The organism is Peribacillus sp. NPDC094092 (genome assembly GCF_050279365.1).
GTDB lineage: Bacteria > Bacillota > Bacilli > Bacillales > DSM-1321 > Peribacillus.
In genome coordinates this window covers 393,122-417,295 of record NZ_JBNNUC010000004.1, presented here as the reverse complement: position 1 = coordinate 417,295, position 24,174 = coordinate 393,122, and the positions used below count along the sequence as shown (strand labels likewise).

Here is a 24,174-nt window from a genome sequence, read left to right as displayed (position 1 = left end):
ATGGAGACGTGTCCATGGTGTGGGAAAGGGAAGCTTGCATCAGTAAAGGGGACTGTATATTGGGAACTGCCGGATGGTTCGAGGGCGGTTGAAATTACGGAAACCCCTTCATCTCATTGTGAGAGTTGCGATGCTTTTTTTCAAAGTGATGAAACGACTAACGAGATTGAAGACCAGCTGTTTTTAATTGATACTAAACAGTTAGGGAAACAGACGACGTATGACGAGTTATTGAAGATGAAGCGGTTGTTAAAGCGGAATTATTTTGATTTTGGGAAATAACAAAATAAATGGAAGTTGCCTCATCTACTTTTTTTGATGAGGTTTTTCTGTGCGCCCTGCCAATAGGGTGCACATCTTGAACAGTATTAGCGGTTGCTTTCCGTGGTGACGCGGAATTCTGAAGGAAGCAAGCGGTTAATTGAGATATATTATTTTGGAAGCCTCTGTTGTAGAGGTTTTTATAAATTTATTCACTGGTATTAGGATAGATGAAAAAGCACTGTAAAACAACTGATTTTATTGACAAAAAAATATTAAATGAAAAGACCAATTGAACAAAATTAAGATCGGTGTGGCATGTCGTAAAGAACAGGACAATTGAAGGGCCATTTATTTTTATACTTGGCCGATCCAAGAAAAAATCCAGGACCAATAGTGCAGCCAACACCTATTAAGGACTATTGCCACCATTTTAAATATTCATCTTCACCCCCCTTACTTTGACCACTAGGAATAAAAAGATCAATGCAGTATCTCTTCACATATTTTTTCAAAACAAGTAGTTAGTTAGATTACATGTTTCTCTGCACATTCCCCAAATGAATTCATACATAATCATGCCATTTAAAAGTGCATTTGTGATAAATTACCATTCTTAATAAGCATTTTTTGGGATAGCTTCATCTTTTGTGGATAACTTAGAAATAAAATCTTAAAGAAAGGATACTTATATGAAAATAAAATGGGTTTTATTAGCTATTCTTTCTACCATGGTCAATGTGCTTTCTGGCTGTGAATCATTAGCGGTCTTAGATCCCAAAGGACCTCAAGCCCAAACGCAAGCCAATGTGATTTGGCTGTCAATTGCGATCATGGCGGTTATAGTAATTGTTGTTTGTGCTATTTTAGTCTTTGTGTTAACGAAATACCGTGACTCTAAACTACCTAAAGATTATGAACCACCCTACATTGAAGGGAATCATGTTGTTGAAGCGATTATTGTTGGGGTGCCAATTTTAATCGTCATTTTCTTCTCCGTTGTTTCTGTAATTACCAACAATAAAGTGGAAGCTACTCCGGAAGGGTACAAAGGTCAAGATCCATTAGTTATTTACGCTTCGTCATCTGACTGGAAGTGGCATTTTAGTTATCCAGAAAACGATATCGAGACAGTAAACTACTTGTATATTCCAACAAATCGGCCACTTGAATTTAAACTTTATTCATTCGGGCCTATCACAAGTTTCTGGATTCCACAACTTGGCGGTCAAAAATATGCCATGTCTAACATGGTGACCACATTACACTTAGCAGCGGACGAATCACTGGAAATGATGGGACGAAATGCAAACTTTAGTGGGAAAGGATTCGCTGAAAATACGTTCCACGTCGAAGCGATGTCTCAAGATAAGTTTGATGAATGGGTAAAGGAAGTTAAAGAAACTGCGAAACCTATTACTGAAGTAAGATTCAATGAATTATTAAAACCGGGTCATGAGGGGCAGTTAACGTTTACTGGAACTCATTTAGACTTCTCACCGCCTCCAGAAGGTGAAAATGCCGGACATCATCATGGTTCAAGTGACCCTAACGCGAATTCAAAAGGTGAACATATGGAGCATGATCATAAGTCAAGTAACAGTAAAGAAAAATCACCACACAATCATGAATAATTTCTTAGTCCATCCCAAGAAAAATATTTTCAGAAAGGAAACACAAAAGTATGGGTTTTTTCTCTAGATTTCTTATACCTAACCCCAGCCCCGTCATATACTCATCAATGGTGGCCATTGGTGTTACTGTTCTCTTGATCATTGTTGGTATAACCCACTTTAAAAAATGGTTTTATTTATGGAGTGGCTGGCTAACAACAGTCGATCATAAAAGAATAGGTATTATGTATCTAATATCTGCTTTGTTGATGCTATTTCGTGGTGGGGTAGATGCAATGATGATGCGTGCGCAACTTGCCGTACCGGATAACAAATTATTAGATTCACAGCACTATAATGAAATTTTTTCAACACACGGGGTTGTGATGATTCTCTTTATGGCGATGCCGTACATTATGGCCTTAATGAATTTCGTAGTGCCATTACAAATTGGAGCCCGAGATGTAGCATTCCCACGTCTAAATGCCATTAGTTTCTGGTTATTTTTTATGGGTGCCATGCTATTCAACATCTCTTTTGTAATTGGTGGTTCGCCTGATGCAGGTTGGACATCTTATTTCCCGCTTGCAGGTAATGAATTTAGCCCGCATGTTGGAACGAATTATTATATGATTGGCATTCAGATAGCCGGAATAGGTACATTAATGACGGGGATTAACTTTTTGACGACTATTCTTAAAATGAGAGCACCCGGTATGACATTAATGAAAATGCCAATGTTTACATGGTCTTCTTTAGTCACAAGCGTTATTATCATTTTTGCATTCCCTGTATTAACAGTGGCGCTGATCATGGGAACAATGGATCGACTATTCGCAACCAAGTTTTTCACAATGACTGATGGCGGTATGGATATGCTTTGGGCTAACCTGTTCTGGGTTTGGGGACATCCTGAAGTATATATCTTAATCCTGCCTGCATTTGGTCTTTTTAGTGAGATTATCCCAACCTTTTCACGGCGTAACCTATATGGCTATCGATCAATGGTTGCTTCAATGGTATTTATTTCCATCTATTCATTCTTCGTTTGGACGCACCATTTCTTTACAATGGGGCAAGCAGCATATGTTAATAGTATTTTCTCGATTACAACGATGGTAATTGCTATTCCGACTGGAATCAAGATCTTTAACTGGTTGTTCACGATGTGGAAAGGTCGGATAAGATTTACCGTACCTATGCTTTATTCAATAGGTTTCATACCTCTTTTTACAATCGGTGGAGTTACTGGGGTCATGCTTGCGATGTCAGCGGCGGATTATCAATACCATAATACAATGTTTTTAGTAGCTCACTTCCACAATGTCATTATTCCGGGTGTAGTATTTGCTGTGCTTGGTGCCGGAACTTACTACTGGCCGAAAATGTTTGGTTTCATGTTGAATGAAAGGATTGGGAAATGGGCGTTCTGGTTTCTAACCATTGGTTTTTGCTTAGCATTCTTCCCTATGTATATCACTGGTTTAGATGGTCAAGCACGCCGTATATACACATACTCTGAATCGACTGGATTTGGACCATTGAATATGATTTCGTTTATCGGGGCCATTTTAATGGCAATCAGCTTTGTATTAATCGTATATACGATTTACTATAGCATTCGCCATGCTCCAAAAGATGTTGGTGATGATCCGTGGGATGCACGTTCCCTTGAATGGGCTACTCATAATCCAGTACCAGAATATAACTTTGCTATTATTCCACAAGTGAACTCAAGGGAGACATTTTGGGATGCAAAATATAAAGGTCATGAATTATTCAAGGGTGACTATGAAAAAATTCATATGCCCAATAACAGCGGCGTACCGTTTATCATGTCCTGTATCTTCTTTGTCTTTGGATTTGCATTAGTATTCAGCATTTGGTTTCTTGCGATTATTGGGTTACTCGGTATTTTTGTTTGCATGGCTCATCGTTCATTCGAAATAGATCATGGGCATTACATTTCTGTAGAAGAAATTAAAGAGACAGAAGCAAAATTCGGGGGTGTAAATAAATGGAAATAGATCACTCGCAACCTCTTGAATATAGTACGGAACAAAATCGGCTAAATATTTTAGGCTTCTGGATTTTCCTTGGAGCCGAAATTATGCTTTTTGCAACACTCTTTGCATCTTATTTTACATTAGTTGATCGTACTGGTATCGGTCCTACTGGAGCGGAAATTTTTGAAATCACTCCAGTACTTGCTGAAACTTTCTTGCTCTTAACAAGCAGTTTTGTCATCGGGCTTGGAATTCATGCCATGCGACTTGGCAACAAGAAAGCCATGTTGACATTCTTCGTGATCACTCTTCTTCTTGGATTAGGATTCTTGGGTTTTGAAATTACTGAGTTCATTACCTATTATCGCGAAGGAGCTACACTGCAAACTAGTGCATTTACATCGGTGCTTTTTACAACATTAGGGACACATGGAGCACATGTTACATTAGGACTTTTCTGGGGGTTATTTATTATCCTTCAAGTGAAAAAACGTGGATTGACACCTGAAACAGCCAATAAATCCTTCATTTTTTCTCTTTACTGGCATTTCTTGGATATCGTTTGGATTTTTATCTTCACCTTTATCTACTTGAAAGGAATGACATAAACATGAAGGAATTATTCCCGGCTAAACAAGTATGGGGTTTTGTATTTTCATTGATTTTAACGGTTGTAGCACTGTTGGTTTACTTCTTCAATATGTCAAAAGCAACAGGAATGACGATTTTTATATTGACAGCATTCATACAAGCAGCTGTTCAACTAGTTGTGTTTATGCATGCTCGTGAAACTGATGATGGCAAATCAATTTTTATGACTCTATATTGCGCTATATTCCTAGCTCTAATTACTGTTATCGGTACAATACTATGTATGATCTGGGGTTGGAGTTATTGATATGAATGAAACAGCCTGGGAAACAGAAGGCGTATGATGGGTAATGGAAGTTGAAATAGGAACAATAAGCTAAGTATAGGGAAAAGCTTATAATGCCCTATCACAATTTTACTGCTGATAAATTCCAATTTTAAAAAGCGATCTTCATTTAAGGGGTACAGCTTTTGCAATTACCTTTACGGTTATTTCCAACCCAATGAGAATTCAATATTAGCTACTCTAACTAATGAGGGGTAAAAGTAAAAAGATTCTTTCTAACGGAGGGAATTCTAATTCTTTAGTGACAGAAACAAGCGAAATGCAAGGGGAATAGTACCAAAAAGAAATTTCCTATTTCTCCAGAAGCAATGTCAAGAACTTCACCGTAAAAATCCTACTCGTGAGTTATATGTTCTTCATACTAAAATATCATTGGGGAAAATGGGTAGGTGTAAGGCGATAGTGAAAAGACTGGATTTTCACAGCAAATAAATGCAATAAATAAAATAGAAAAACTAACAAACCGAGTTCAATTGAAAGGCAAGTAGAGATGATTATTCTGTACTTGCTTTTTAATTTATATGACAATAACTAAGTTCTTTTTGCATATTAAAGTAGCAGAGGGTTCTAGCAAAATAAAATAACTGAGGGATTTTCCTTTTTGCAAAATGAAAGCCTGCGGGTAAATAGGATAATAAGGTTTTAAAGAAATTCCCCCATCCTTTTTTTCAAGCATCATGGCAGAACATGCTTAGCGCGTTTATTAAGTGAACTGGGCATTAATTCCATAATAAAACGAATGCATTTTGTGTTGAAAAAACGTGGATTTCTTAAAATGAGGAAGAAAAACCAAATTGATTTTTAAAAAAGTGGACGGAAGCGAAAGTTTCCGATATATTAAAGCAGAAATCATAGTTATTTTAGGGGGGCTCGACATCATGAGACCATTTTTTTTATATTTAATGAAATTTCGACAGCCGAAGGAAATTGATGCAATCACTAAATTTGCCAATCATGCCTATGAGGATCATGGTTTCCCAAAACAATCGACAAATTATAATGAACTGAGCAGTTATTTAGAATTGAATGCAGACTATCTCGAAAGTATGTCAGTATTCGATCAAGCGTGGGAACAGTATGTCCAAATAGAAGAAGGGCTCCTATCGGGAGATCAGGAATAGGGAGGATCGGAAGGATGCTTAAAAGCCTTCAAACCCGAATTTTGCTTTTTTCTTTACTTATTGCAAGTGTTCCTCTTCTGATATTGGGAATCATATCCTATGGATCGCAACGGTCCCTTCTGGAGAAGGAAGCAAAAAATGCCCTGAATGCAGGTTCACTGAATATTGTAAATGAAACATATAGCTATTTGAACGAACGGATCAGTGATGTGAAGTTTATGAGTGCAAATTCGGTAATCATCAATCCTGGCCATTCAAGAGAAGAGAAGTCAGATGAACTAAAAAAGTTTATCGATGCAAAAGGAAATTATTACGGTGTCTTGCATTTGGATATGGAAGGCAATGTCATTGCAGATACATCAAATAAAATGATCGGAGATAACCTTGCGAATAGAAAATGGTTCAAAGAGGCCATAGAAGGTCATGAATTCCTTTCAGACGTTTATAAAACCCGGGCTTTCTCAGAACCCATAATGGTTCTAAGTGCGCCGGTATATGATGATGATGGGAAGATGATCGGAATCGTATCTCCAGCTTTCCGATTGGAAGGTCTTTGGGAGATGATGGCGAAAAAGGCTACTGAAATTAGCGATAAATACCCGGTGAACTTTTTCATGATCAATCAAGAAGGCATCATGATTTCGAAAAAAGACCCGCATGGCTTCATGCAGGATTCTGCCTTGAAAGAAATGGGATTAACGAAAGGTAAGCTGATGGAAGCTTCATTATCGGATGATTTGTACAGTTCGGAGAATGGGGAAAAAATTTATTCCATCCAGCCTGTTCATACGATTGCCGAAACGGAGAATAAATGGTTTGTTGTTGTGGGTGCTGATAAGAAACAGGTGTTTCAACCTTTGAATGACCTATTAACACGGTACCTGACAATCTACAGCATCGTTTTTGTTTCTATCATTCTGGCTGTCTATTTTCTAACAAAGACCCTCGTAAGGCCAGTTCAAGAACTTGTCGAAGCGACAGAGGATTTCATAGGAGGAAAGGAATTCATCATTTCCGACAAAAGAAGCTTCGAGGAAATGGAAAAATTGAACCTTGCCTTTCTACGAATGATGGAAACGATAGAAGACCGTGAGAAGGAAATCGTCCGAACAGAAAAATTGAAATATGTTGGCCAGCTTGCTGCCGGTGTTGCCCATGAAATCAGGAACCCGTTGACGACTATAAAGGGCTTTTTCCAATTATTGAAGAGCCAGGATCATGATACAACATTAATACAAAAATATAGTGATGTCATGCTTCATGAAGTGGATCGGGTCAATGAATTCGTGACACAACTTCTTGATTTGGCAAAACCGCATCAATTGGAATGGGAAAAATTCGATTTAAAGGATTTCCTTGAAGAAATTTTAGATACCTATACCCCTTCAAATCCGAGTTATCATGTAAGATTAATCAATGGAGTGACACAATCCGTCTTTGTTTATTCAGACAGAAACCGGTTACGGCAGGTTCTCTTGAATGTCTTGAATAATTCTTGTGAAGCCATCGAAGCAAGGGGGCAGATTGAACTGCAACAGACTTCCGAGTCCCAAAATGTAAAATTAGTGATTAGCGATGATGGAAAAGGCATAAGTCTCGATGATTTAAAAAATATCGGTATGCCCTTTTTTACTACCAAACCGGATGGTAACGGATTAGGTGTGGCGACGTGCATCCAGATAATGGAGGAATTAAAAGGGGAATTCCAAATGGAGAGCGTACTTGATGAAGGAACGAAAGTGACTCTCTACATCCCCACCACGAACCGTCTCATTAAATGAGGCGGTTTTTGGTTGGTTGTAATGCCCTTTAATAAATGGGCCGGTTACTTAGTTAAATGAGCAAAATGCCCTCTCATTTCCATTAACCTCCATGTTTGTTTGTGCATATAATTTACTAATCAAACGATAAGGACCATATTGGGGGATGTCTCTTATGGGCAAAAAAAAACAGCCAAAATTTAAATTAGGCGATACAGTCGTAATAACTATGTATGGGACAGTCGGGAATATAACCGATGTAAAATTTCTCGATGGTGCTTATGTGTATGAAGTGAACTATAGTGAAGGTCTTTATATCGAAAAAACATTGCAATCGATAAATGAATATGAAGGAGAAATCCTTTATCCAAAAGAACAAATCGATATTGAATATAAATATTTATTAGGTGACTTGGTCCAAGTGGATGGATATGAACAGGATTATTTCAAGATTATCGGCTATCGAACGGAAATTTGGCGCTATAAGGAAAATGCCTGGGAGGATGTAATCTATGAGTTATCAAGAATCTCGGATGGTGAATGGCTTGAAGCGCATGAAGAAGAACTTACTTTGATAGCCGATGCTAAACGTGCAGATGGAATTATAAAAAAGTTGGGTCTGCTACTTCCTAAAAAGAAAAATGAGCTTGCTATCATTGCTAAACAAAACAACCCTGGTAAAGGTGAGCGAGATATGACAATGACAAAAAATGAAAAAAAGGAAATGATTGATGGACTGTTGGATTTATATAATGACTATTGTAAGCTCTACGAACACTTTGGCGATGATGAATACCGCCATATCATGAAGATTGCCCTTGCGAAAATTGAAAAAGCGGCAGAGGAAATATATCCAGATCATAAAAAGAAGCAAACGAAGTGAACTGTATCCCAAACTTTTAAAGGGAAATTTCCAAATTACCTATAGAAGCCTCCATTCAAATTGAACAGAAATGGACCATGATAACTATAGGCCCTTCATATGATTTTCCATTATGGGATGCCTTACTGGTATATTTGTCTCTACACATTCATAGACCTTTAAATAAGGGGGCGATGATTTGCGAGAAATTGAGGTTTTTATTGATACAGAAGAGATAGCGGAATTCTTTTTTCAAGAATTGATAAGACGGGGCTATCTTCCAACAGAAGCTGAAGTTGAAGATCTTGCTGACATCACATTCGAATATCTTCTTGAAAAATGCATAATTGATGAAGAAATCGATGAGTAACCTGTCATAAGACGGTTAGCAGCTTCCTTTTCCTTTAATTTTATTAACGAAAAAAAAAGACGGCGGACCTCCGCCGTTTTGTTTGCGGTTTAGAGCGGCGGGTGCCAATAGTCTTTGCGTGATTTCCAGTTTTTCAAGTTCTAGGGTAAGGTTCAATTTTCCTAACTTGTGGTTGATATGGTATAGTAGTTTTTGAATATCATTTCAACCACAAGTTAAGGAGGACATAGTCGTATGAGCGTACATATTGGTGCAAAAGAAAATGAAATTGCGGAAACGGTCCTACTACCAGGGGACCCGTTGCGTGCAAAATATATTGCTGAAACATTTTTAGAGGATGCTAAACTTTACAATGAAGTTCGAAACATGTTTGGATATACAGGGACATATAAAGGGAAACGAATTTCCGTACAAGGTACAGGCATGGGCGTTCCATCCATTTCCATTTACGTGAATGAATTGATGAATAGCTATAATGTCCAGAAGCTGATTCGTGTGGGAACTGCAGGAGCGATTCAAAAAGATGTAAAAGTCAGGGATGTGATCCTTGCCATGAGTGCTTCCACCGATTCCCAAATGAACCGCATGACTTTCGGTGGGGTGGACTTTGCCCCCACCGCAGATTTCGAATTACTAAGAAAAGCTTATGACGCTGGTACGGCTAAGGGCTTGCAATTAAAGGTCGGTAATGTATTTACGGCCGATCAGTTTTATAACGATAATAGTGAATTGGAAAAATGGGCAAAATACCAAATACTTGCAATAGAAATGGAATCAGCTGCCCTATACACGCTTGCCGCTAAATTTGGCCGTCAAGCATTATCTGTGTTAACCATTTCCGATCACATTTTAACCGGTGAGGAAACGACCTCGGATGAGCGCCAGTCAACTTTTAACGAAATGGTTGAGGTGGCATTGGAAGCAGCTATCAAGGATTGATAATTGGATGTAAAAGTCAGGCGGGTTACCAGGAATAAGTGATGCTGTATAATGACAGTTGGGATACAGGGTCAGTTATTTCTTGGTATCCGTATTTTTGTAATGTCGGGAGTTGGCTTCTGCCCTTTGAGCCATCTCTATATTAACGTTTGCGAAACGGAAAAAAAATACATATGGTCATAAGTTGTTATTTTTGATAACTATTATTTTTCGATTGGCATGAAAGCTGATAAAATAGGAATGAAATCGTTTATATCGTCATGAAGAATGAAAGTGGTGAGGCTTCAGTGGAAGAAGAAAATCAAAAACAGCCAAAAGAGGCAGGGAAATTCATTAAAATAAAGAAGTTTACGTTCATTATGGGGATTTTCTTAGTCATATTTCTAACTGCAGGGATTACTACAATAGCCTTGACCTTTGGAGATGAAAAAGTAGAGTCATTAGCACCGGATAAACATTCGGAATTTGAAAAGCTGTATTCTACATACGATACGATAAAAGATAACTATTATGAAGAGATTGATCAAGAAAAGCTGGTTGACGGGGCAATTAATGGAATGATCAAATCATTGGATGATCCCTACTCTGCTTATATGGATAAAAAGGAAGCATCGAGTTTCCATGAGAGCATCTCTTCATCCTTTGAAGGAATCGGTGCCGAGATTCAGGAGCAGGATGGACAAATCATGGTCGTCTCACCGATAAAAGGGTCCCCAGCAGAAAAAGCAGGGGTAAAACCGAATGATATCATTTTAAGTGTGGATGGTAAAAGTGTTGAAGGACTAAGCTCTTCTGAAGCTGTCCTGAAAATCAGGGGCGAAAAGGGAACGAAAGTGGATCTATCCATCTCAAGAGCTGGTGAGCCGGAACCTATTGAGCTCACCATTAAAAGGGATACAATTCCGATTGAAACGGTATATGCGGAAATGCTTGATGATGGAGTTGCAAAAATTCAAGTGACCAGTTTTTCCGAACATACAGTCCAAGAGCTGAATACGGCGCTTGAAGAAATGTCGAAGAAGGATATGAAGGGTCTTGTATTGGATTTGCGCGGAAACCCAGGGGGACTTCTTGATCAAGCAATAGACATGGCAAGCCTGTTCATACCTAATGGGAAAGTGGTCCTTCAAGTTGAGGATCGCAGCGGGAAAAAAGATGTCTATAAATCGAAGAATGATGGAGAACTGAAAATCCCGGTTGTCGTGTTGATTGATGATGGAAGTGCCAGTGCCTCTGAAATCGTTGCAGCTGCTGTCAGTGAGTCTGCGGACATTCCATTGATTGGTGTCAAGTCATTTGGGAAAGGGACCGTGCAGACTGCCCAAGACTTTGAAGATGGATCTAACTTTAAATATACGGCAGCAAAATGGTTGACTCCTGAAGGAAATTGGATTCATAAAAAAGGCATCAAGCCGGATATTAATGTGAAGCTTCCTGATTATGCCAACCTTCCGTATATTTCGCCTGATAAGGAATTGAAAGCATCCGATTCTTCGAGTGAAGTGAAAGCGGCTGAAGAAATGCTGAAGGAAGCAGGTCATGATCCAGGCAAGATAGATGGATTCTTTGATGAAGCAACCACAAATGCGGTCATGGCGTTCCAGAAGGAACAAAAAATCAAAGAAACAGGGACAATAAAAGATGATACTACCGTGAAATTAATGCAGGTCATCCGGGAGAAAATCCTTAAAAACGACACTCAAGTGAAAAAGGCGGTAGAGGTATTAAAGAAAGAACTTAAATAATTGATTTTCCCGAAAAGCTTGTCAGCGATTAACGTTGGCAGGCTTTTTTTTCGTCAAATGCATAAAATTCCAAAATTAGACAGAGAATAGGGGTAATTTTCCGATGAGGTGAGGTAATGAAAGTAAAGGTATTTTTCATATATCTATTGATCTTGATTCTGGCAGGCTGCACCTATGCCCCTTTACCCAAACAAAATGGAAATGCAGGTACGGAAAAAAAACTAACCAAAGAAGAGGACCAGGAAAGCGTGAAAACGTTTTTGTTCATTGGTGTTGATACAAGGGGAGAGAAAAAATCTCGATCAGATGCCATTATCCTGGCCAAATACTTTCCAGAGCAGGAGAAACTGAAGCTGGCTTCCATCATGCGTGATAGTTATGTGAAAATCCCCGGGAATAAATCAGGATATAACAAAATAAATGCAGCTTATTATTATGGTGGAAGGGAACTCCTTAAGAAAACCATAGAGGAGAACTTCGATATCAAGGTCGATCATGTAGCGGTAATCGACTTCCAGGGATTTGTGAAGATGGTCGATTTACTAGCCCCTGAGGGGATAGCGGTGAATGTGGATCAGCAAATCATTGATGATATGAGCATTCAAGCAAGTGTTGGCAAAAATATTTTACATGGTGAGGAAATATTGAAATATGTCCGTTTTAGGCATGACGATGAAAGTGATTTTGGAAGGGTTGAGCGTCAACAAGAAGTAATGGTTCAACTAAAAACAGCGTTCATCAATCAAATCTCATCCTTCGAAGGGGTGGCAGCCCTTCCTAGTATCATCGAACAAGGTCTCTCTTACTTGGATACAGATATTGGACTGAAAACTATAATGGAAATGATTCCAAATGCCGTCTTCCATACACCGGACACCGTCGAAACCTTAAGGGTTCCGGTGGAAGGAAGCTTTAAAGAAGAAATAAATCCCCAATCCGGAGCCGTTTTGGAAATAGATTACACTAAAAATAAAAAGGCACTTCAGGAGTTCTTTTCAAAATAATAAGAACTATTATTGAAAACAATCTTATATTAAGTGAATAGGTTGAATTCACTTGAATTATTGTATTATAGACCTCGGAAGAATAATCATGAACACCATTAAAAACGAGAGGGATATGAAACCCTTCTCGTTTTATATCACCAATAAAGGTACCTGGATCAATTAACAAAATGCGGAATGTTTTTAATGAAATCCGGTGTTATGATGCCGTTTTCGGTAATGATGCTCGTAATAAGGTGATTCGGTGTAACGTCAAAGGCTGGATTGAAAGTCTTCACGTTTTCCGGAGCGATCCTCGCACCTTGAATGAAGGTGATTTCCGCTCCATCCCGTTCTTCGATCGGGATGGATGTGCCGGATTCGATAGAAAGGTCGAATGTGCTTGATGGTGCGGCCACATAAAAGGGGATGCCAAAGTGCTTGGCTAATATGGCCAACCCAAATGTCCCGATTTTATTGGCTGTATCTCCATTAGCCGCAATCCTGTCGGCCCCGACGATAATTCCATTTATTCGTTTCTGGTGAATCGTATGTGCAGCCATATTATCTGAAATCAAGGTGACATCGACCCCCGCTTGCATCAATTCCCAAGCCGTCAAACGCGCGCCTTGCAGGACAGGCCTTGTTTCACATGCGTAAACTTTTAGCGGAAAGTCCCTTTCTTTAGCCAGGTGGAAGGGAGCCAAGGCTGTACCATACCGAGCTGTGGCGATTCCCCCAGCGTTGCAATGGGTGAGAATGGAATCTCCTCTAGTGAATAACGATAAACCATGTTCCCCGATTTTCCTGCACATTTCTTCATCTTCAGCAAAGATGGCTTTAGCCTCCGATACAAGTGCTTCCTTTGCAGCTGAAATGCTTTGCGCAGCATGCAAGGTGTTTTCCATCCTCCTTAACGCCCAAAAAAGGTTGACTGCAGTTGGTCGTGAAGAAGCGAGTTTTTCAATATGCTTCGTTACATTTTTCTTGAAATCCCCTAATTCAGCGGTTGTTTCCTGTTTGGCACCAAGTGCCACACCAAATGCTGCCGTCAGTCCAATTGCTGGGGCACCGCGAACTTTTAATGTCAAAATGCTGTCATATACATCATCAACTGAATGAAGTTCAATAAATTCAGTTATGGAAGGAAGTGCTTGTTGATTTAATAATGTAATGTGGGTATCATCCCATTGTACCGAATATGGTAAGGGTGCTAGTGTAGTCATGTCAGGTCTCCTTTTAAATGGCTGAATAAGATGGCAGTGTACGTTGCTTCAACGCTTCAATGACAGCTGGAACATCCAATTCTTCCCGTTTTTTAATTAAAAATGCACCAATTTCCAATGTTGCCGTTTTCGCAGCGATCCTTGTTTCTTTATGTTCAATGACGTTTAAATCAGCAACATGGGAAAGGCCAATGGTTCGCCGAATCAGTTCACAGCCGGCAAAACCAAAAGCATCTTTTTTGAATTTTGTCAGTAAATAAGGCAGATACCCTTTCACATGGCGGAATGGGCTTTTATTTTGTCCTTCCCATAATTCGGTATAAGTTTCTTCAAAAGCATTCCAAAATTCATGAAGGTGTGTGAAAATCTCTTCCTTTCCAGTTCCATTGCGTGTGACTGCCTGGAAGAGAAGGTTAGCGGTGTATTGACCAAGGTCAAAACCAACTGGCCCATAAAAAGCGAACTCCGGATCAATAACCTTTGTTTCAGTTTCACTTGCAAATATACTTCCAGTATGTAAATCTCCATGAAGCAAGGCTTCCTGCTCGGTTTCAAAGCTTTGTTTCAGCTTAGCGACCTCAAGTATCACTTCTTGGTCATTCCATATATTTTTGGCTGCATCAGTCAATTCCACCTCGAAATCTCCCGGGAGTTCCTCAAAAAATGGATCCGTGAAAATAAAGACCTCAGTGATTTTGCACAGTTCGGGATTCGTGAAATGTCGGGCCACTTCCTTTTTCGCAGATGGTTCTAAATGATAATCGGATGTATAAAAAGCCGTCTTCGCAACATACTCACCAATATGCTGTGAAAGCAATGGATATGAATCGCCATCGATCAATCCTGTTCTGACGATTTTCAGGTGAGATAAATCCTCCATGACTGTGATCGCAAGCTGTTCATCCGAATAATAGACTTGCGGTACGAATTTGGGGCAATAACTTCTGAAATGAATCAGCGCATTCGCTTCAATGGCTGCCCTTTTCAATGTCAGCGGCCAGCTTTCACCAAGTACCTTGGCATAAGGGACCGCTTGTTTGATGATTATTCCTTTTTTTGTGTGCGTGTCTGTAATATGAAAAACATAATTTAAATTTCCATCGCCGATTTCTTTACAATTTAAACTTGCATCCGCATTTACCAACCCAAGTTTTTTTGCAAGGGTTATAGCTGTTTCGTTTGTCAATCTCTTAAAATTTGAATGGTTTTGAGTCATTCTTTTCCCCTCCAGATTCAAAATGAGAATAAAAAAGCCTCTTTCATATAGAAAGAGGCAGAAGTTTTGGCTTCGGACCTCTTATCTTCCAGAAAATAAATTCTGGTGGAATTAGCACCGTGCTCTGTGGATTTAATAATCCGGCGGTGAATCCGCCCCATTTCACAATGGTATTACAGTCGGTTGCTGGGCTTCATAGGGCCTTTATCCCTCAGCCTGCTCTTGATAAGAGTAAATGTTTTCTGAAATTTTAATCTTCGGGAAAATAATAACAACCTTTTAAATAGTTTGTCAATGGGTAAATTAATAAAAATCAGGACGGCGATCTTCGAATACGGGTATTTTGTTACGGGATTCCGTAACTTTATTGAAGTCCAAGGTGCCTGTCAAAAGTTCGTTTCCTTCTCCGGCTTCACTAATGATATTCCCCCACGGATCAATAATCAAGGAATGGCCGGCAAATGTATTATTGACATCCGAACCTGAGCGATTAACGGCTACAACATAGGCTTGGTTCTCGATGGCACGGCTAATCAATAAGGCTCTCCAGTGATCGAGTCTCGGCTTTGGCCATTCCGCCGTTACGAATAGAACTTCGGCGCCTTGGACGGTATGTGCTCGTTGCCATTCAGGGAAACGGATGTCATAACAAATGAATCCAGCACATATTTTTTCATCAAGAGTAAATAAACCATCTTTTTCTCCTGGCTGAAGAAAATGATGTTCATCCATTAACTGAAATAAGTGAAGCTTATCATATTCTTTAATGAGATTTCCGTGTTTATCGATGATGATCATCGTGTTATAGATTCCCTTGCTTGTCTTTTTCGCGATGGAACCGCCTATGATGTGAATCTGGTGTTTCTGTGCCTGTGTTTTAAAGAATTCAATCGTTTTTACTGCCTCCTGATCAGCAATCTCATTTAACCTGGTCAAGTCGTATCCTGTTGTCCAAAGTTCCGGTAAAATGACGATATCGGGTTCCAACCGTGCTGCTTTTTCCATCCATTGTTCTGCAACCTGAAAATTGATATCTGGTTGCCCGAAGGCTATATCCATTTGAATACAAGCTATTTTCCACTTCATCGATTAACCCCCCATATGTAAAAAATGCTTTACAAGACTAGGATAAACATATATCATTTGTGACTAGAATTTCAAGAAATTTCAGAGAAGGTGTATAAATGGTGCAATTCGAAAAATCCGGCCAGCTTAAGGACCTGCCCAAGCAGTTTTTTGCTTCACTAGTCGCAAAAGTCAATGCGATCACGGAGCAAGGTCATGATGTCATTAATTTAGGCCAGGGAAACCCTGATCAGCCGACGCCAGAACATATCGTTAAAAGTTTGCAGTCTGCCGCTGAAAAAACGATTAATCATAAATATTCGCCATTCCGGGGTCATCAATATTTAAAAGATGCCGCCGCCGTCTTTTATGAACGTGAATACGGTGTAAAGCTGGATCCGAAAAGTGAAGTGGCGATTCTCTTCGGGGGGAAGGCAGGCCTTGTTGAACTGCCGCAGTGTTTATTGAATCCGGGTGATACGATCCTTGTTCCAGATCCCGGCTATCCGGATTATCTTTCCGGTGTTGTTTTAGCCCAGGCTAAGCCCGAACTCATGCCTCTGACAGAAGAAAATGATTTCCTTCCGAAATACAATGACATACATAAAGAAGTGCTTGATAAAGCCAAAATGATGTTCTTGAACTATCCGAATAATCCAACAGGTGCTTCTGCAACTGAAAGTTTCTTTGATGAAACCGTCTCCTTCGCAAAAGAGCATTCCATTTGTGTGGTCCACGATTTCGCATATGGGGCGATTGGATTTGACGGTAAAAAACCGATAAGCTTTCTCCAGGCGGAGGGAGCGAAGGATGTAGGAATAGAAATATACACACTATCGAAAACATATAATATGGCGGGGTGGAGAGTCGGTTTTGCAGTGGGGAATAAGAGTGTAATAGAAGCTCTTGAACTATTACAAGACCATCTTTATGTGAGTCTATTCCCGGCGATACAAGAAGCTGCGGCAAGCGCTTTACTTGACTCGCAGAGCTGTGTAGAACAGTTAGTGCAGATGTACGAGGGACGAAGGAATGTTTTCATTGAGGGATTGAGGGCAATCGGCTGGGATGTCAAGGCTCCTTCGGCTTCGTTTTTTGCCTGGCTCAAGGTACCTGAAGGTTTTACGTCCGAGAGTTTTGCAGATTATTTATTAACGCATGCCCACGTTGCTGTTGCCGCAGGGAATGGATTTGGTGAATTTGGCGAAGGGTACGTCAGGGCAGGGCTGCTGACTTCGGAAGAAAGGCTGAAAGAGGCTGTGAAACGGATAAGTACATTAGAATTATTTTAAAGACAATGGGATATTCCATTAATTCACCCTTAAATAGTTAAAACTTATTGACAAAGTAGGGATTACCTGTCAGAATACAAAATAAATTCTTAATCTTTCGATACTAGGATCAAATTTATATATCAGCGTTTTCTTATTTTGAGCAGGTGGAGGGACTAGCCCTATGAAGCCCAGCAACCGACCGTAATTCCATTGTAAAATGGGGCGGAATTCTTCGCCGGATTTTCTTGAAATCCACAAGGCACGGTGCTAATTCTTGCAGCCAATGGCTGGGAGATAAGAAGATGGCTTTTTTAAGCCTCTTCTTTATGAAGGGGCTTTTGCCATTTTGAGACCATTTTTCAGGTCAATGACATCGAGAGTTTACCAACGTGATATAGGAGTGATCAAATGAGCGAGATAGTCGCTACTTATTTAATTCATGACTTTAATGGAAATCATGAGAAAAAAGCAGAGAGCATTGCCTTAGGATTGACTGTCGGGACATGGACGGACCTGCCCCATTTGGTCCAGAAACAACTGGAGAAACATAAGGGACGCGTCGTATCGGTGACACCGCTATCTGAAGAGGAGAGGGCAAACAGCTACTTTAATCGTAAAGTATACCGTGCGCTTATTAAAATTGCCTATCCGGCAGGGAATTTCTCCAATGATTTACCTGCGATCCTCACGACGGTTTTCGGAAAACTTTCATTGGACGGAGAAATCAAACTTATCGACTTGGATTTTATCGGTGATATTCAAAAAGCCTTTCCAGGGCCGCAATTTGGCATTGGGGGCATAAGGGAAAAGGTTGGCGTTTTTGACCGGCCCCTCGTGATGAGCATCTTTAAAGGTGTTTTAGGAAGAGACCTAACATTCCATAATGAGCAACTGAGGCAGCAAGCATTAGGAGGTGTTGACCTAGTTAAAGATGATGAGATCCTCTTCGACCAGGAACTGACTCCATTTTTCGATAGAATAAAAACGGGAAAAAGAATATTGAATGAAGTCCATGAAACCACTGGCCACCGAACTTTATATGCTGTCAATCTATCAGGGAAAACATTTGAATTATTGGATAAGGCAGAGCAGGCGGCTGAAGCAGGGGCAGATGCTTTATTGTTCAACGTTCATACATATGGTCTGGATGTATTGCAGGCCTTGAGTGAGCATGATCGTATCAAGCTGCCGATCATGGCGCACCCCGCATATAGCGGGGCATTGGCATCTTCAGCATTTTATGGGATCGGCTATTCATTATTGCTTGGTAAATTAGTAAGGTTATCAGGTGCGGATTTATCCTTGTTCCCATCACCTTATGGAAATGTCGCACTTGAAAAAAAGGAGACCTTGGCGATTGCTGAAGCTCTGACAAAAGATGAACTTTCTTGGAAAAAAGCTTTCCCTGTTCCTTCTGCTGGCATTCATCCAGGCATGGTTCCGGACCTAATCAAGGATTTTGGGATCGATAGTGTGATAAATGCCGGAGGTGGAATTCACGGGCACCCTGATGGAGCAGAGGGCGGGGCCAAGGCTTTCCGTTCTGCTGTGGACGCCGTTCTAGCAGGAAAGGACCTAACTGAAGCAGCGGCTGAGGAAGAAACACTAAAAAAAGCTCTTGTGTTATGGGGAGGCCTATAAGAAATAATGAAACCGATCATCTTTTGTGATTTTGACGGAACAGTCACCAACACGGATAATATCATTTCCATCATGAAGAGATTTGCCCCTCCGGAATGGGAAGCGTTGAAAGACGGTGTCCTTCAGCAAAAAATCAGTATATCTTCAGGAGTAGGGGATATGTTTTCCCTGCTTGATAGCGGCTTGAAGGATGACATCATCCAATATGTAAGAAAGACGGCAGGCATTCGCCCAGGGTTTTTTGAATTCGTTGAGTATACGAAACAAGCCAACATCCCTTTATATATTGTAAGCGGGGGCATGGATTTTTTTATTGCACCGCTTTTAAATGATATCTTGCCAATTGAGTCCGTTTATTGTAACCATGCATTTTTTGATAAGGAAAAGATCTATATTGAATGGCCACATGTTTGTGATGATCAATGTACGAATGATTGCGGTTGCTGCAAGCCATCCATTATGAGGGAAATTGCGGGTGAGGGAGAGTTTAAATTCGTTATTGGAGATTCAGTAACGGATTTTGAAGCAGCAAAACAAGCCGATTTTGTCATAGCCCGTGACATACTGCTTGAAAAATGCGTTAGGGAAGGAATTCCACATCAAGGATTTGAAACATTTTTTGATGTAATAGACATTTTAAAGCAGCAGGAGGTGTTAAAGCATGAACAATCATACTAAACAATGGCAGGATCTGGCAGAAATTAAAGCTGAACTGGCCGAAAGGGATTGGTTTATGGGAACTAGCGGGAACTTATCCATTCGGGAGCCCAAAAGCCCTTTCTTTTATATTACGGCAAGCGGTAAGGATAAAAGGAAGCAATCGGATTCGGATTTTTTACTGGTGGATTTAAAAGGAAAACCAGTAGAAGAAACGAACCTAAAGCCATCGGCCGAAACTTTACTTCATACAATCATTTACCGGAAAACCAATGCGAACTGTGTACTCCATGTCCATACAGTCGAAAATAATGTGATATCCGAATTGTACGGAGATGAAGGCCAAGTTTCCTTTCGTAATCATGAAATCATTAAAGCGACTGGTCGGTGGGAGGAAGATTCGGAACTTCGGATTCCAATCATATATAATCATGCTGACATTCCGCTGTTATCCGAGAAGTTCAAGCCACATGTAGAAGAAGACTCTGGCGCCGTGCTGATCCGCAATCATGGCATTACGGTTTGGGGTAGAAGCGGACTGGAAGCAAAGAGAATACTCGAAGCGTGTGAGTTTTTATTTCAATATCAACTGTTGCTTAATCAACAAAAGGCGTTTGCAGGTTCTGTAAGATAAACACTCATAGAGGAGGAATGAATGATGGCGACGATCAGATTACATGAAACAAACGAGGTTATTGAAAACGAAGAACAGGTAAAAGGATTTTTAGAAACACAAGGGGTTATTTATGAGCAATGGGACATTTCCAAATTACCGGCCCATCTTGTCGAAAAATACGATCTGACAGATGCAGAAAAGGAGGAAATCCTCGTAGCATTCCAATCAGAGATAGCGGAAATCTCCGAAAGAAGAGGCTACAAAGCGCATGATATCATCACCTTATCCGATGCCAATCCGAACTTGGATCAAATGCTTGAAAACTTTAAGCAGGAACATCACCATGAAGATGATGAAGTGCGATTCATAGCAGGCGGAACGAGTATTTTTGCCATTGAGGGCAAAGATAAACAGTGGTTTGATGTGCGCCTTAATCCAGGAGATCTAATTAGTGTACCAGAATCAACAAGACATTATTTCACGCTTGCAGAAGACAGGAAAACTGTTGCTGTCCGTATTTTCGTTACAGCGGCTGGATGGGTGCCGATTTACGAAAAAGACGAAGTTCAAGCATGAATCATTGTTGAAAAACAGCTTACGGCTGGACTCAATTTGTCGACAAAAGGGAAGTCGGAATGATCTCATCCCGTGCCATGTTTTAAAAAAACAAGACCAGATTATCCTTAATGGATTGAAGAAATTTGCGACACTCCTGCCGAATAAACTGGCTAGCCGAACCCCGCAGGCGCTTGCTTTGATGAGGCTTGTCAGACATCCGGCGTAAAGGGAGCGGATTTCTGAAATCGACTGGACGTTTTTAATAAAAAACTGCAGTGGGCCTCGCTTTTCTTCAATTTTGTCTATGTCTGAAACCAGCTTAAAGGCTGGTTTTTTTATGTCGATCCGGCAAGTGCTTTAGTAAGATAAGTATGATAAAATTTAACGGAATCGAATTTAACCGGATCATAGGAGCAGATAAGAATGAAAACAACCGAAGTATACATATTGGGCGGCTTTCTCGGCAGCGGGAAAACGACGCTTCTTCGAAATATTTTAAAGCAGGAAAGTGAAGCGGGTAGAAAAGTGGCCGTGCTTTTAAATGAGCTCGGCAGTGTATCGGTTGACAGCGGACTCATAGGTGATGGAGTGCCTCTTAAGGAGCTGTTTGACGGGTGCATTTGCTGCACAATCCAAGATAAACTGGAGGTTCAGCTTCATGAATTGCTAACGGAAAATGAACTGGATGCGGTTTATATTGAAACGACGGGCGCAGCTCATCCAGTTGAAGTATTGGATGGCATCATGTCGCCGATTTTCGCCAGAAGGCTGGAGTATAAAGGGATTATCACTGTCGTCGATTTATTAAGGTGGCGCGATCGGGAGGAACTGTCTCCGCAGCTTCGACAGTTGCTTGCCGAGCAAATCCACCATGCCGATTTCATTTTAATGAATAAAGCGGATTTAGTAAGTGAGATGGAGGCCGCACAGCTGATATATACGATACAGGCGCTGAATCCCGATGCTGTATGTTTATTGACGGAGTATGCAGCCGTATCCTTGGCATCATTGCAGCAGATGCAAAGAAAACGGCATAATGGTCATCAAAAGCTTGATGTACATGACCATTTGCAATTAACTGCAGTCGTTCATACATTTGAAGGTGCCGTGGCACAAACCGACTTTGAAGAATGGCTTAGGGGTCTGCCGGAAACGGTCTATCGGATGAAAGGATACATTTCTTTTACACATTCACAATACCCCCATTTATTCCAATACTCATACGGTATGCCGATGTATATGAATGAAATGATGAAAATGCCATTGAATATCGTCGTGATCGGGGAAAAGTTGGATAAGGAAATGTTGATCGGTCAGTTGAAAGCTTTGGAATTGAGGGCTTCCCGATAAAAGTTTACCGCCCATTAAAGAAGGGAAACATAAAAAGGAGACTTTTTTATCAAGGAGGCGGTATTAGTGCCATGGAATAATAACGATTACCCAAACTCGATGAAGAATCTAGATAAAGATGTAAGGGAAAAGGCTATAGAAATCGCCAATGCATTATTGGATGAAGGATATGAGGATGGTAAAGCCATTCCAATCGCCATAGACCGGGCTAAAATGTCAGTAGGAAAAGATTGAAAAAATGGTCAGACCCATTTAAGGGTCTGACCATTTTTATTGTTGCATTCCAAAGGCGGCAAATGTCTTTTCGTCTTCTATTAACCCGCAAGCAGCACATTGAACCCTAACTTCAGGACCATTATATGCTAGATGGAATGGCTGAAGGGAATCGTTCGAATATTGTTCAATAATTTCACCTGACTGCGGATCCTTTTTAATGGGGGTTGCTACTTGCTGAATGAGATTGAAGCGAGATTTATTTGTCCGGCAATTCGGACAGCGGTATACTTGAGACATTGTACTCACTCCTTTTTTTGAATTTTAAAAAGCGTAATCGTATTATTAAGATAGTCTTTACAATCTTGAACATTAATATGTATAAATTAGTAATGGATGGAAGGGATACTATGAAAGAAAATGTCAGGCAAGAAGAATTACTCGTGGCTTATTTAAGCATATGGAACAATCGTAAGGTGACCGATGGAGGTGGAAGGGAAGTGATGCAAGAACTCATCCGCCGTGAGCTTTTGGATGAAAATGCCCATCCCCGTGCCCGAAAACCAGTATTGGAGAAATTTTACCTATCTATTAAAAGGGTGATGGAATCTTCGCTTTCGGAAGAAATGAAAAATGCGATCGTCATGGCCTATATCACTGAATTGGAAAGATTATGATTACCGATTATGTTACGGATGCTTGTTAGCAAATATTCTTTTCGGCTTCATACTTTTTTCACAAATCATTGTTAAAATCTTTTAAAAATAGATATTTAATGAATAAGGAGCTTAGAATATGAAGTGGGGCATTGGGCTTTTTCTTGCCATCGTACTGCTTACTGGGTGCAACAGCGGTAATGCATTTACAAAAATCAATAAAAGTGAATCTTTCCTGGCGACGGTCAATATCAAGGATACCTCACTGACTTTCATAAATGAAAATTATCATCCATTTGCAAAATGGGATATTTCAGAACCATTTACCGGAGCCCTGCTCCTGGCAGATAAAGATACGATCCTGCTTTATGGAAAAGAGATGGAGAAAGTCCAAGTGTACTCTTTATCAGCAGGAAAACTGATAAACAGTTGGGATATCGGCAAAGGGATCGTTAATATGCAGTTGTTACGTGATGGAAAGAGCATCGTGGCGGTCAACCAATCGAATCACTCCATTTACTTTTTAAATAAAGATGGGGAGAAACAGGATATTGTCAAGGTTGGTAAAAGCCCGCTGACCGTTCTTCAAGGAAAGCAAGCGAATCGTTTATATGTAATTAATTTTGGAGATACCAAATGTTCGGTGATAAATCTTGAAACGAAAAAGGTCGATTTTGAATTTCCCATACATAGTTCCAGCACAGGCACATTATTAAGGGAAGAAAAGGATGAAATATGGATCGGAGGACACGGCGATGGGGACAAAGTGGAAGAAGATCTATATATTTATTCGGCAAAAACGGGAGAGTTGAAGAATAAGCTGAAGGCACCAACCATGCCGATAAAGTTCCTTGAGAATGCTGAAGGCATATTTGTCCTTAGTCATGGTACAAGTTCCTTATATAAATTGAATGATCAATATGAAGTGGTGAAAAGCAAAGTGGTCGGCGTTAACCCCTTTGAAATGCTGAACTTCAACGAAGATGTGGTCGTGGCGGGATATGATAGTGATGAAGTGTATGTAATGGATGCTGAAACAGTCGATGTTAAAAAAACGATCAAAGTCGGCGAAGGTCCGTTCCAATTGATGTTGAGGGAGTAGATG

The 24,174-nt window shown here is 40.2% G+C and carries 25 protein-coding genes, 1 pseudogene and 2 riboswitches; of the genes and pseudogenes, 21 read left to right on the top strand and 5 right to left on the bottom strand.

Features of this window, described 5'->3' with window-relative positions; genetic code table 11:
• Complete coding sequence (locus tag ACQKNS_RS20390; protein ID WP_427645083.1) at nt 1–282, top strand: YokU family protein; 282 nt, start codon at nt 1–3, stop codon at nt 280–282.
• Nucleotides 283–626: 344 nt separating this feature from the next.
• Here the strand turns inward: ACQKNS_RS20390 and ACQKNS_RS20385 are convergent.
• A pseudogene (locus tag ACQKNS_RS20385) lies at nt 627–737 on the bottom strand (hypothetical protein); the annotation flags it as partial.
• A 216-nt stretch (nt 738–953) separates the two neighbouring features.
• On the opposite strand from ACQKNS_RS20385, the gene qoxA reads away from it, so the two are divergent.
• The 11 genes from qoxA to ACQKNS_RS20330 all read left to right on the top strand — a co-directional run bounded on the left by qoxA (nt 954) and on the right by ACQKNS_RS20330 (nt 12,618).
• A complete protein-coding gene (gene qoxA / locus ACQKNS_RS20380; protein ID WP_427645082.1) occupies nt 954–1,895 on the top strand; it encodes a cytochrome aa3 quinol oxidase subunit II in 942 nt (313 codons plus the stop codon).
• 50 nt (nt 1,896–1,945) lie between these two features.
• Nucleotides 1,946–3,901, top strand: a complete 1,956-nt coding sequence (gene qoxB / locus ACQKNS_RS20375; RefSeq protein WP_427645081.1) for a cytochrome aa3 quinol oxidase subunit I — start codon at nt 1,946–1,948, stop codon at nt 3,899–3,901.
• Complete coding sequence (gene qoxC, locus ACQKNS_RS20370; RefSeq protein WP_427645080.1) at nt 3,892–4,488, top strand: cytochrome aa3 quinol oxidase subunit III; 597 nt, start codon at nt 3,892–3,894, stop codon at nt 4,486–4,488. Before qoxB ends, qoxC begins: the two co-directional genes overlap by 10 nt.
• A gap of 2 nt (nt 4,489–4,490) precedes the next feature.
• Nucleotides 4,491–4,778, top strand: coding sequence for a cytochrome aa3 quinol oxidase subunit IV (gene qoxD, locus ACQKNS_RS20365; protein ID WP_427645079.1), 288 nt, complete (start codon nt 4,491–4,493; stop codon nt 4,776–4,778).
• 917 nt (nt 4,779–5,695) lie between these two features.
• Nucleotides 5,696–5,938, top strand: coding sequence for a YozE family protein (locus tag ACQKNS_RS20360; RefSeq protein ID WP_427645078.1), 243 nt, complete (start codon nt 5,696–5,698; stop codon nt 5,936–5,938).
• Between the two features lie 14 nt (nt 5,939–5,952).
• Nucleotides 5,953–7,719, top strand: coding sequence for an ATP-binding protein (locus tag ACQKNS_RS20355; RefSeq protein ID WP_427645077.1), 1,767 nt, complete (start codon nt 5,953–5,955; stop codon nt 7,717–7,719).
• A gap of 154 nt (nt 7,720–7,873) precedes the next feature.
• A complete protein-coding gene (locus ACQKNS_RS20350) occupies nt 7,874–8,581 on the top strand; it encodes a hypothetical protein (RefSeq protein ID WP_230303379.1) in 708 nt (235 codons plus the stop codon).
• 178 nt (nt 8,582–8,759) lie between these two features.
• Nucleotides 8,760–8,930: a YozD family protein gene (locus ACQKNS_RS20345; protein WP_427645076.1), complete on the top strand. Its 171-nt coding sequence runs from the start codon at nt 8,760–8,762 to the stop codon at nt 8,928–8,930.
• 234 nt (nt 8,931–9,164) lie between these two features.
• On the top strand, nt 9,165–9,869 hold the full coding sequence (gene deoD, locus ACQKNS_RS20340) for a purine-nucleoside phosphorylase (protein ID WP_076366058.1): 705 nt from the start codon (nt 9,165–9,167) through the stop codon (nt 9,867–9,869).
• Nucleotides 9,870–10,156: 287 nt separating this feature from the next.
• A complete protein-coding gene (locus tag ACQKNS_RS20335) occupies nt 10,157–11,614 on the top strand; it encodes a S41 family peptidase (protein ID WP_427645075.1) in 1,458 nt (485 codons plus the stop codon).
• Nucleotides 11,615–11,730: 116 nt separating this feature from the next.
• On the top strand, nt 11,731–12,618 hold the full coding sequence (locus ACQKNS_RS20330; protein ID WP_427645074.1) for an LCP family protein: 888 nt from the start codon (nt 11,731–11,733) through the stop codon (nt 12,616–12,618).
• A gap of 158 nt (nt 12,619–12,776) precedes the next feature.
• Here ACQKNS_RS20330 and mtnA read toward each other — a convergent pair whose 3' ends face one another.
• From mtnA to ACQKNS_RS20315, 3 genes are all read right to left on the bottom strand, one after another.
• Entirely contained in the window at nt 12,777–13,823 is a 1,047-nt protein-coding gene (gene mtnA / locus ACQKNS_RS20325) for an S-methyl-5-thioribose-1-phosphate isomerase (RefSeq protein ID WP_427645073.1), read from the bottom strand.
• A 13-nt stretch (nt 13,824–13,836) separates the two neighbouring features.
• Nucleotides 13,837–15,039, bottom strand: a complete 1,203-nt coding sequence (mtnK, locus tag ACQKNS_RS20320) for an S-methyl-5-thioribose kinase (RefSeq protein WP_427645072.1) — start codon at nt 15,037–15,039, stop codon at nt 13,837–13,839.
• Nucleotides 15,040–15,117: 78 nt separating this feature from the next.
• Nucleotides 15,118–15,271: riboswitch (SAM riboswitch) on the bottom strand.
• A 71-nt stretch (nt 15,272–15,342) separates the two neighbouring features.
• Nucleotides 15,343–16,125: a carbon-nitrogen family hydrolase gene (locus tag ACQKNS_RS20315; RefSeq protein ID WP_427645071.1), complete on the bottom strand. Its 783-nt coding sequence runs from the start codon at nt 16,123–16,125 to the stop codon at nt 15,343–15,345.
• 98 nt (nt 16,126–16,223) lie between these two features.
• Between ACQKNS_RS20315 and ACQKNS_RS20310 the strand changes: the two genes are divergently transcribed.
• The 7 genes from ACQKNS_RS20310 to ACQKNS_RS20280 all read left to right on the top strand — a co-directional run bounded on the left by ACQKNS_RS20310 (nt 16,224) and on the right by ACQKNS_RS20280 (nt 22,434).
• Entirely contained in the window at nt 16,224–17,396 is a 1,173-nt protein-coding gene (locus ACQKNS_RS20310; protein WP_427645070.1) for a pyridoxal phosphate-dependent aminotransferase, read from the top strand.
• Nucleotides 17,397–17,526: 130 nt separating this feature from the next.
• Nucleotides 17,527–17,679: riboswitch (SAM riboswitch) on the top strand.
• 107 nt (nt 17,680–17,786) lie between these two features.
• Nucleotides 17,787–19,019, top strand: coding sequence for a 2,3-diketo-5-methylthiopentyl-1-phosphate enolase (gene mtnW / locus ACQKNS_RS20305; RefSeq protein WP_427645069.1), 1,233 nt, complete (start codon nt 17,787–17,789; stop codon nt 19,017–19,019).
• A gap of 6 nt (nt 19,020–19,025) precedes the next feature.
• Entirely contained in the window at nt 19,026–19,697 is a 672-nt protein-coding gene (locus ACQKNS_RS20300; RefSeq protein WP_427645068.1) for a 2-hydroxy-3-keto-5-methylthiopentenyl-1-phosphate phosphatase, read from the top strand.
• Entirely contained in the window at nt 19,681–20,310 is a 630-nt protein-coding gene (locus tag ACQKNS_RS20295; protein WP_427645067.1) for a methylthioribulose 1-phosphate dehydratase, read from the top strand. Before ACQKNS_RS20300 ends, ACQKNS_RS20295 begins: the two co-directional genes overlap by 17 nt.
• A 24-nt stretch (nt 20,311–20,334) precedes the next feature.
• The gene (locus ACQKNS_RS20290) at nt 20,335–20,868 is read left to right on the top strand and encodes a cupin domain-containing protein (protein ID WP_427645066.1); all 534 of its coding nucleotides are present in this window, start codon (nt 20,335–20,337) and stop codon (nt 20,866–20,868) included.
• A 405-nt stretch (nt 20,869–21,273) separates the two neighbouring features.
• A complete protein-coding gene (locus ACQKNS_RS20285; RefSeq protein ID WP_427645065.1) occupies nt 21,274–22,200 on the top strand; it encodes a CobW family GTP-binding protein in 927 nt (308 codons plus the stop codon).
• A gap of 66 nt (nt 22,201–22,266) precedes the next feature.
• Nucleotides 22,267–22,434 carry a hypothetical protein gene (locus ACQKNS_RS20280; RefSeq protein ID WP_289336307.1) on the top strand — a complete coding sequence of 56 codons (168 nt, stop codon included), beginning with the start codon at nt 22,267–22,269 and terminating at the stop codon, nt 22,432–22,434.
• A 36-nt stretch (nt 22,435–22,470) separates the two neighbouring features.
• On the opposite strand, the gene ACQKNS_RS20275 is transcribed toward ACQKNS_RS20280, so the two are convergent.
• Nucleotides 22,471–22,713 carry a DNA alkylation repair protein gene (locus tag ACQKNS_RS20275; protein ID WP_076366082.1) on the bottom strand — a complete coding sequence of 81 codons (243 nt, stop codon included), beginning with the start codon at nt 22,711–22,713 and terminating at the stop codon, nt 22,471–22,473.
• A gap of 110 nt (nt 22,714–22,823) precedes the next feature.
• Here ACQKNS_RS20275 and ACQKNS_RS20270 point away from each other — a divergent pair, with 110 nt between their 5' ends.
• Complete coding sequence (locus tag ACQKNS_RS20270; protein ID WP_427645064.1) at nt 22,824–23,090, top strand: hypothetical protein; 267 nt, start codon at nt 22,824–22,826, stop codon at nt 23,088–23,090.
• A 118-nt stretch (nt 23,091–23,208) separates the two neighbouring features.
• On the top strand, nt 23,209–24,171 hold the full coding sequence (locus ACQKNS_RS20265; protein ID WP_427645063.1) for a YncE family protein: 963 nt from the start codon (nt 23,209–23,211) through the stop codon (nt 24,169–24,171).
• Nucleotides 24,172–24,174 lie beyond the last annotated feature (3 nt).